This window comes from Alterirhizorhabdus solaris (genome assembly GCF_007785815.1).
Classification (GTDB): Bacteria; Pseudomonadota; Alphaproteobacteria; order Sphingomonadales; family Sphingomonadaceae; genus Alterirhizorhabdus; species Alterirhizorhabdus solaris.
The window spans coordinates 52,988-61,613 of sequence record NZ_VNIM01000013.1 but is presented as its reverse complement, the minus strand read 5'-3'; the positions used below and the strand labels follow the sequence as shown (position 1 = coordinate 61,613).

The 8,626-nt window shown below is 69.2% G+C and carries 9 protein-coding genes and 1 pseudogene; 9 read left to right on the top strand and 1 reads right to left on the bottom strand.

The window, feature by feature from the left end:
- From FOY91_RS21560 to FOY91_RS05325, 4 genes and pseudogenes are all read left to right on the top strand, one after another.
- A pseudogene (locus FOY91_RS21560) lies at positions 1-298 on the top strand (hypothetical protein); the annotation flags it as partial.
- A gap of 87 nt (positions 299-385) precedes the next feature.
- On the top strand, positions 386-1,585 hold the full coding sequence (gene rlmN / locus FOY91_RS05335) for a dual-specificity RNA methyltransferase RlmN (RefSeq protein ID WP_238995262.1): 1,200 nt from the start codon (positions 386-388) through the stop codon (positions 1,583-1,585).
- Between the two features lie 5 nt (positions 1,586-1,590).
- Entirely contained in the window at positions 1,591-2,352 is a 762-nt protein-coding gene (locus tag FOY91_RS05330; RefSeq protein ID WP_145148878.1) for a sulfite exporter TauE/SafE family protein, read from the top strand.
- A gap of 52 nt (positions 2,353-2,404) precedes the next feature.
- Positions 2,405-3,640 carry an SAM-dependent methyltransferase gene (locus tag FOY91_RS05325; RefSeq protein ID WP_145148876.1) on the top strand — a complete coding sequence of 412 codons (1,236 nt, stop codon included), beginning with the start codon at positions 2,405-2,407 and terminating at the stop codon, positions 3,638-3,640.
- 52 nt (positions 3,641-3,692) lie between these two features.
- Here the strand turns inward: FOY91_RS05325 and FOY91_RS05320 are convergent, their stop codons facing one another.
- Entirely contained in the window at positions 3,693-4,313 is a 621-nt protein-coding gene (locus FOY91_RS05320; protein WP_145148874.1) for an EF-hand domain-containing protein, read from the bottom strand.
- A 179-nt stretch (positions 4,314-4,492) separates the two neighbouring features.
- Between FOY91_RS05320 and FOY91_RS05315 the strand changes: the two genes are divergently transcribed.
- The 5 genes from FOY91_RS05315 to FOY91_RS05295 all read left to right on the top strand — a co-directional run bounded on the left by FOY91_RS05315 (position 4,493) and on the right by FOY91_RS05295 (position 8,616).
- A complete protein-coding gene (locus FOY91_RS05315; protein WP_420822857.1) occupies positions 4,493-5,731 on the top strand; it encodes an argininosuccinate synthase in 1,239 nt (412 codons plus the stop codon).
- Between the two features lie 132 nt (positions 5,732-5,863).
- Entirely contained in the window at positions 5,864-6,220 is a 357-nt protein-coding gene (locus tag FOY91_RS05310; protein WP_145148872.1) for a DUF4440 domain-containing protein, read from the top strand.
- 65 nt (positions 6,221-6,285) lie between these two features.
- On the top strand, positions 6,286-6,759 hold the full coding sequence (locus tag FOY91_RS05305) for a RidA family protein (protein WP_145148870.1): 474 nt from the start codon (positions 6,286-6,288) through the stop codon (positions 6,757-6,759).
- Positions 6,731-7,489 carry a glycerophosphodiester phosphodiesterase family protein gene (locus FOY91_RS05300; protein ID WP_145148869.1) on the top strand — a complete coding sequence of 253 codons (759 nt, stop codon included), beginning with the start codon at positions 6,731-6,733 and terminating at the stop codon, positions 7,487-7,489. The genes FOY91_RS05305 and FOY91_RS05300 overlap by 29 nt, the downstream gene beginning before the upstream one ends.
- A complete protein-coding gene (locus FOY91_RS05295) occupies positions 7,486-8,616 on the top strand; it encodes a GNAT family N-acetyltransferase (protein WP_145148867.1) in 1,131 nt (376 codons plus the stop codon). Before FOY91_RS05300 ends, FOY91_RS05295 begins: the two co-directional genes overlap by 4 nt.
- Positions 8,617-8,626 lie beyond the last annotated feature (10 nt).

Sequence of the window (8,626 nt, the reverse complement as noted above, 5' to 3'; positions counted from 1 at the left end):
GGGCGGGCGCGGCCAGCTGCATGTCCATCTGCGGGAGCGCAAGCGGCGGGGCGTGCCGGTGATGCTGGCGATCGGCGACCGCCGTTTCCTGCTGGCATCGGGCGGCGCGGAGGCGTGGGCGCCGGATGCGGCGGGGGATGCCGCGATCGTGGCGGCGATGCGCGGTGCCTCCAGCATGAGCGTCGAATCGGTGACGACTGCCGGCCGCCCGTTCGCCGACACCTACCGCCTGCACGGCGCCGCCACCGCGATCGACGCGGCGGCGCTGGGCTGCGTGACGCCGCCGGGTGTGCGCTAGGCACGCGCCCGCTGGCAAAATCGGCGGTTTGCGGCTATGGGCGCGGCGATGAACGCCCCCTCCGACAGCACGCCCCAGACCGCGCCCATGCAGACCGCCCTCATGCAGATTCCCGGCGGGATCGATCCCGTACCCGTGCCACGCACGATCACGCCGCGCGAGGACGGGCGGATCGACCTGCTCGGGCTGACGCGCGAGGAATTGCGCGCCACGCTGATCGCCGCCGGGCTGGACGCGAAGCAGGCCAAGTTGCGTGGCAAGCAGTTGTGGCACTGGATCTACAATCGCGGCACCACCGATTTCACCCTGATGACCGATATCGCCAAGGCCATGCACCCGTGGCTGGTCGAGCGGTTCGTCGTCGGCCGGCCGGCGGTGGTGGAGGCGCAGGTCTCCACCGACGGCACGCGCAAGTGGCTGCTCCGTTCCGACGACGGGCAGGATTACGAGATGGTGTTCATCCCCGATGCGGACCGGGGCACGCTGTGCGTCTCCAGCCAGGTGGGCTGCACGCTGAACTGCCGCTTCTGCTACACCGGCACGATGAAGCTGGTCCGCAACCTGACGGCGGGCGAGATCGTGGGGCAGGTGATGCTGGCGCGCGACGCGCTGGGCGAATGGCCGAGCCAGCCCGAGGGGCGGATGCTCACCAACATCGTGATGATGGGCATGGGCGAGCCGCTGTATAATTTCGACAACGTGCGCGACGCGCTGAAGCTGGTGATGGACGGCGACGGCCTCGCGCTGTCCAAGCGGCGGATTACGCTTTCCACCAGCGGCGTGGTGCCGATGATGGCGCGGGCCGGGGCGGAGATCGGCGTGAACCTCGCCGTGTCGCTCCACGCCGTGACGAAGGAGGTGCGCGACGAGATCGTGCCGGTGAACAAGAAGTACGGCATCGAGGAGCTGTTGCAGGCGTGCGCCGATTATCCCGGTGCCAACAACGCCCGGCGGATCACCTTCGAGTACGTGATGCTGCGCGACAAGAACGACAGCGACGACGATGCGCGCGAGCTCGTGCGGTTGCTGAAAAAGTACGACCTGCCGGCCAAGGTGAACCTGATCCCGTTCAACCCGTGGCCCGGCGTCGCCTACGAATGCTCCACGCCGGAGCGGATTGCGCGGTTCAGCGATATCATCTTCAAGGGCGGCATCTCCGCCCCCGTCCGCACCCCGCGCGGGCGCGACATCATGGCGGCGTGCGGCCAGCTCAAGTCCGCGTCGGAAAAGGTGAGCCGCGCCGAACTTGACCGGCGCGCCGAGGAAAAGCAGGCCGCGCTTGGCTGACGCGCATGGCGGTTGATCCGGCCGGGATCGCCTTCGCCGCCGGGGCGGGCGTGCTGGGCGGCATGATGAACGCGCTGGCGGGGGGCGGCACCTTCGCCACGCTGCCGGCGCTGATCGGGCTGGGGCTGCCCGGCACCGTCGCCAACGCCACCTCCAACTTCGCGCTGCTGCCGGGGGCGGCGACCAGCGCCTTCGCCTACCGCCGCGAACTGGCGCCGCTGGGCGGGCTGAGCATCCGCACGCTGGCGGCGATCACCTTCGTCGGCGGGCTGGTGGGCAGCCTGCTGCTGGTGTGGACGCCGACGCGCACCTTTGACATCCTCGTGCCGTGGTTGCTGCTGTATGCCACGCTGGTGCTGGCGTTCGGCCGGCGGGCGGCCCGGTGGCTGAATGCGCGGGTGACGATCGGCCCGCGCACGCTGGTCGTCGCGCAATCGGTGCTGGGGGTTTACGGCGGCTATTTCGGCGGCGGCGTGGGGCTGATGATGACGGCGACCTACGGGCTGCTCGCCGGCCTCACCCCGCGCGCGATGTTCGCGCCGCGCACGCTGATGCTGGCGGTGGCCAATCTGGCGGCGGCGTTCTTGTTCGTGGCGGCGGGGCTGGTGGCGTGGGCCGCCTGCGTGCCGATGCTGCTCGGCGCGATCGTGGGCGGCTGGGCCGGGGCGGGCATCGGCAAGCGGCTGTCCCCCGCCGTCATCCATATCGGCACGATCGTGGTCAGCGTGGCGACGACGCTGGTGTTCTTTCACCGCGCCTATTCGTAATGAAGGGCCGGGGCCGGGCGTTTCCGGCGCATCGGAAAGTCGGGGCGGGCTGATGGCGGCGATAGACAGGTTTCTCGGGAAGCTGATCCGAGAGGGCGAGTTGCGGGTGATCTCGGCGGACGGGCGTGTCGCCGATTTCGGCAAGCCCGATCCGCAGCGGCCGCGCATCACCATCCGGCTGGCCGATGCCCGCGTCGCCTTCGATATCGCGCGCCACCCCCGGCTGGGCGCGGCCGAGGCGTTCATGGACGGGCGGCTGCTGATCGAGGAAGGCGACATCGCCGGGCTGATCGACCTGATCCGCTTCAACGGGCGGTGGGAGAGGGGGGGCGGCAACCTGGCCGCCAAGAACCCGATTAAGCGGCACCTCGGCAATCTGCGCGCGCGGCTGGACCGGCTGAACTGGGAGGCGAAATCCCGCCGCAACGTGGCCCACCATTATGATCTGGGCAACCGGCTGTACGATCTCTTCCTCGATGCCGATCGCCAGTACAGCTGCGCCTATTTCACCGATCCGGCCAACTCGCTGGAACAGGCGCAGACCGACAAGAAGGCGCACATCGCCGCCAAGCTCGACCTGAAGCCGGGTCAGCGCGTGCTGGATATCGGCTGCGGCTGGGGCGGCATGGCGCTGTACCTCAACCGCGTGGCCGACGTGGACGTGCTGGGTGTGACGCTGAGCGAGGAGCAGCTGAAGACCGCGCGCGAGCGGGCGGCGGCGGCGGGTGTGGCCGACCGGGTGAAGTTCGAGCTGATCGACTATCGCAACGTGACCGGCACGTTCGACCGGATCGTCTCGGTCGGGATGTTCGAGCACGTCGGCCCGCCGCGCTATCGCAACTTCTTCCTCAAGTGCCGCTCGCTGCTGGCCGAGGACGGGGTGATGCTGCTCCACACCATCGGCCGGATGGGCGGGCCGGGGACGACCGATGCGTTCACCACGCGCTATATCTTTCCCGGCGGTTACAATCCCGCGCTGTCCGAGATCATCGCCGCCAGCGAGAGCGTGAAGCTGATCGCGTCCGACGTGGAGACGCTGCGGCTGCACTACGGCCTGACGCTGCGCCACTGGTACGATCGCACCGTGGCCGCGCGCGATGCGATCGTCGCGATGTACGACGAGCGGTTCTACCGGATGTGGACCTTCTACCTGGCGGGCGCGATGGGCGCGTTCAACCAGGGCGGCATGTGCAATTACCAGATCCAGTACATCCGCAACCGCCGCACGCTGCCGATCACGCGGGATTATCTCGCCGACGCGGAGGCGGCGCTGCGCGCGAAGGGCTGAACGAGAGGGCGACCGGGACGAGGGGGAAGCCCCGGCCGCTATCCCTTACGCCTCAGCCGCGCTTGGCGGCCCAGGCGGCGCGGGCGGTGGCGCGGGCCGCGCGACGTTCCTCCGGGGTGACGGTGCCGTCCTTGTTGGCATCGGCCGCATCGAACATGGCGAGCGGCCTGGCCGAGGCTTCGGCCAGCGTCACGCGGCCATCCTTGTTGGCGTCCATCGCCGCGAACATGTCCTCGCCGCCACGGCCACCCCAGCCGGCCATGCCGTGGCCGCCCCAGCCGCCCTTGCCCATGCGGTGCCCGCCGTGCCCGCCCCGATGCTTGCCGTGGCCCTTGCCGTCCGCCCCGCGCTTCGCATCGGCGGCGGTGAACTCCTCGCGGGAGACCTGGCCATCCTTGTTGGTGTCGAGGCTGGCGAACCGTTCGCTGCGGCGCTCGCCGCGCTTGGCGGCGCGCTCGGCCTTCATCTTGGTGGCGTGGGCGTCGAACTCGGCCCTGGTGACCGTGCCGTCGCGGTTGGCATCCACCGCGGCGAAGCGCGCCTGCACCTTGGCCTGCACCTCGGCGCGGGTGAGCGTGCCGCCGGGCTTGCCCTGTTCCACCGCCATGGCCGGCACGCTGAAGGTGGCGGCGGTGGCGAGGAAGGTGGCGGCGGCGATGAGGGTGTTGCGCATGAAGAGGCTCCTGTTTGTCCAAGCGCCGGACGGGCCGGCTTGAGGACGGATATGGCGGCGATATGCTTCGGCCGGATTTCAGGATCGAAATGTAGCGGGCGGATCGCTTGAAACGATCCGGCGCGCCCGCTATCGCCGCCGCGCCTTTCGCAACGCCCCCTTGCCCGTGGAGCTGCCCTGTGTCGCAACCCAAGAACACGTCGCAGCCGATCAACCGCGTCGTCCTCGCTTATTCGGGTGGCCTCGATACCAGCGTGATCCTGAAGTGGCTGAAGGAGACGTACAACTGCGAGGTCGTGACCTTCACCGCCGATCTGGGCCAAGGCGAGGAGCTGGAGCCGGCCCGCGCCAAGGCGCTGCTGATGGGGATCAAGCCCGAGCACATCTTCATCGATGACCTGCGCGAGGAATTCGTGCGCGATTACGTGTTCCCGATGATCCGGTCGAACGCGCTGTACGAGGGGCTGTATCTGCTCGGCACCTCGATCGCGCGGCCGCTGATCGCCAAGCGCCAGATCGAGATTGCGAAAATGGTGAACGCCGATGCGGTGAGCCACGGCGCGACCGGCAAGGGCAACGATCAGGTCCGCTTCGAGCTGGGCTATTACGCGCTGGCACCCGACATCAAGGTGATCGCGCCGTGGCGCGAGTGGGACCTGACGAGCCGCACGAAGCTGATCGAATATGCCGAGAAGCACCAGATCCCGGTGCCCAAGGACAAGCGCGGCGAATCGCCCTTTTCCACCGACGCGAACCTCCTGCACACCTCGTCCGAGGGCAAGGTGCTGGAGGATCCGTGGGACGAGGTGCCCGACTACGTCTTCTCGCGCACCAACAGCCCGGAAGATGCGCCCGACGCGCCGGAGATCATCACCATCGACTTCGAGCGCGGCGATGCGGTGGCGGTGAACGGGGAGGGCATGAGCCCCGCCACGCTGCTGGCCAAGCTGAACGATCTCGGCCGCACCCACGGCATCGGCCGGCTCGATCTGGTCGAGAACCGCTACGTCGGGATGAAGTCGCGCGGGATGTACGAGACGCCGGGCGGCACCATCCTGCATCTGGCGCATCGCGGGATCGAGCAGATCACGCTCGATCGCGGCGCGGCGCATTTGAAGGACGAACTGGCGCCCCGCTATGCCGAGCTGATCTACAACGGCTTCTGGTTCAGCCCGGAGCGCGAAATGCTGCAGGCCGCGATCGACCATTCGCAGACCAAGGTTTCCGGCACCGTGCGGCTGAAGCTGTACAAGGGTGCGGCGCACATCATCGGTCGCCGCTCGCCCAACAGCCTGTATTCGGAAAAGGTCGTCACGTTCGAGGACGACGCCGGCGCCTACGACCAGCGCGACGCCGAGGGCTTCATCAAGCTCAACGCGCTGCGGCTGCGGTTGCTCGGGCGGCGCGACGGGCGGTAATCGCGGCGATGACCGGCGCGGCGGGTTGATCGAGATTATCCGGCCTCGATAAACCCCGCCGCGCGGTCGCCCGCCCGGAACGAACCCCTGCCAGCTTCGCTCCTTGGCCTGAAAAGCCGAGAGGAACGAAGCATGGAAGACAATCGCGTCTGGGAATTCGAGTCGAGCCTGTGGACCGCGGATGCCGATCATTACCGCGAGTCGATCGACCCGGCGGTGGTGATGGTCGTGCCGCAGCCGCCCTATGCGCTGACCGGCGAGCAGGCGGTGGAAGCCGTCATCGCGACGCCGCGCTGGACGAAGGTGGACCTGACCGAACGCCGCGTGTCGCGCCCGCAGGAGGGGCTGATCGCGGTCGGCTACCACGTCCGCGCCGAGCGCGACGGGGTGGAGCCGTATGAGGCATGGTGCACCTCCACCTATCGCTGGCTGTCGCACGACAACTGGAAGGTGGTGCAGCATCAGCAGACGCCGGTGGTGAGCGGCTGATCCCCGCTGGGGCAGGGCGCGGAGAGGTCTTGACGCTTCCGCCTTCCGCCCCGCAGAGAGATGGCATGAGCGATCTTCCCACCACCCGCCTCGCCGAACTCGGCATCACGCTGCCCGCACCCGCCGCGCCAGTGGCTTCCTATGTGCCGACCGTCGAGGTGGCGGGGATGCTGTATGTTTCCGGCCAGCTGCCGTTCCGCGAGGACGGGTCGCTGGTGACCGGGCGGCTGGGCGTGGACGTCGACGTCGAGCATGGCCGGCAGGCGGCCGAGCGTTGCGGTGTCATGCTGATCGCGCAGATCAGGGCAGCGCTGGGCGGCGATCTCGGTCGGGTTGAGCGGATCGTGAAGCTGGGGGCGTTCGTCGCCTCCGATCCGCATTTCACCGAGCAGCCCAAGGTGGCGAACGGTGCCTCCGAACTGATGGTGGCGGTGTTCGGTGAGGCCGGGCGCCATGCCCGCAGCGCAGTGGGTGTGCCGGTGCTGCCGTTGGGCGCGGCGGTGGAAGTGGATGCGATCGTCGCCATTCGCCCTGCCTGACCGGCTGATCGCCACGCCCGCCGAGAAGCGGGTGGCCTTCCTGCGCGGGCGGTCCTTCGCGCACCGGGGCCTGCACGGCGCCGGTGTCATTGAAAACAGTCGTGCCGCGTTCCGTGCCGCGATCGCGGTTGGCCATGGCATCGAATGTGACGTGCAGGCGGCACAGGGCGGCGAGGCGTTCGTCTTCCACGACGATACACTCGACCGGCTGACCGGCGAGAGCGGCGCGCTGGCGGATCGGGCGGCCGCGACGCTCGATACCGTCGCGCTGTCCGGAACCGACGAGATGCTGCCGCGTCTGACCGAGATGCTGGCTCTGGTATCCGGGCGTGTGCCCCTGCTGATCGAGGTAAAGGCCGGCCACGGCGGCATCGGCCCGCTGTGCGTGTCGGTGCGGCGCGCGCTGGAGGGGTATCGCGGGCCGGTGGCGGTGATGTCGTTCAACCCGGAGGTCGGGCGCTGGTTCGCCGACCATGCCCCCCGCCTGACGCGTGGGCTGGTGGTGAGCGAACAGGGCAAGCCGCGCCTGCGCGGGACCGCGGAGCGGTGGCTGTCGCTATGGCGCGCACGCCCCGATTTCCTCGCCTACGACGTGCGCGACCTGCCCTCGCGCTTTGCCGCCCGCGCGCGACGGCGGGACATGCCGGTGCTGACGTGGACGGTGCGCGATGCCGCCGCCGAGGCGCGCGCCACCGCTCACGCCGACGCGCCGATCTACGAGCGACCATGAGCGATATCGTCGCACGCATGGCCGACGGGGTCGCCTCGATCGATGCCGCCGCATGGGATGCGTGCGCCGGTACGGGCAATCCGTTCGTCAGCCACGCCTTCCTGTCCGCGCTGGAGGACTCCGGGAGCGCCACCGCCCGACGCGGCTGGCAGCCGGTGCCGATCGCGATCGATGGCGCCGACGGCTGCCTCGCCGCGGTGTTACCGGCCTATGTCAAGTCGCACAGCCAGGGCGAATATGTATTCGACCATGCGTGGGCCGATGCGTGGGAGCGGGCGGGTGGCAGCTACTACCCCAAATTGCAGATCGCGGTGCCGTTCAGCCCGGTGCCCGGGCCGCGCCTGCTCGCCCGCGATCCGGCCTATGCCCCGGCGCTGATCGCGGCGGCCGAGGCGCTGGTGCGCCAGCACGACCTGTCTTCCGCCCACGCCACCTTCGTGGACCACGCGCAGATCCCGCTGTTCGAGGCAGCGGGCTGGCTGATCCGCGAGGACCGCCAGTTCCACTGGGCCAACGACGGCTATGCCAGCTTCGATGATTTTCTCGACGTGCTCGCCAGCCGCAAGCGCAAGGCCATCCGCAAGGAGCGCGCGGCGGCGGTGGAGGGGCTGGAGATCGTCCACCTGACGGGCGACGCGCTGACCGAGGCCGACTGGGACGCCTTCTGGACCTTCTATCAGGATACCGGCCGGCGGAAGTGGGGCCAGCCCTACCTCACCCGCCCCTTCTTCTCGCTGCTGGGCGAGCGGATGGCCGACCGCGTGCTGCTGATGCTGGCGAAGCGCAACGGGCGCCCGATCGCCGGCGCGCTCAATCTGATCGGCGCGGACACGCTGTATGGTCGGTACTGGGGGGCGACCGAGGAGGTGCCGTTCCTTCATTTCGAACTATGTTACTATCAGGCGATCGACGCCGCCATCGCGCGCGGGTTGCAGCGCGTGGAGGCGGGCGCGCAAGGGTCGCACAAGCTGGCGCGCGGCTATGTGCCGGTGCCGACCTGGTCCGCGCATTTCCTGCCCGATCCCGGCTTCCGTCGGGCGGTGGCCGATTACCTCGTCGCCGAGCGGCGGGCGGTGGAGCAGGACATTGCCGTGCTGGCCGAAATGGGGCCGTTCAGGCGCGGCTGAAGGAACGGCG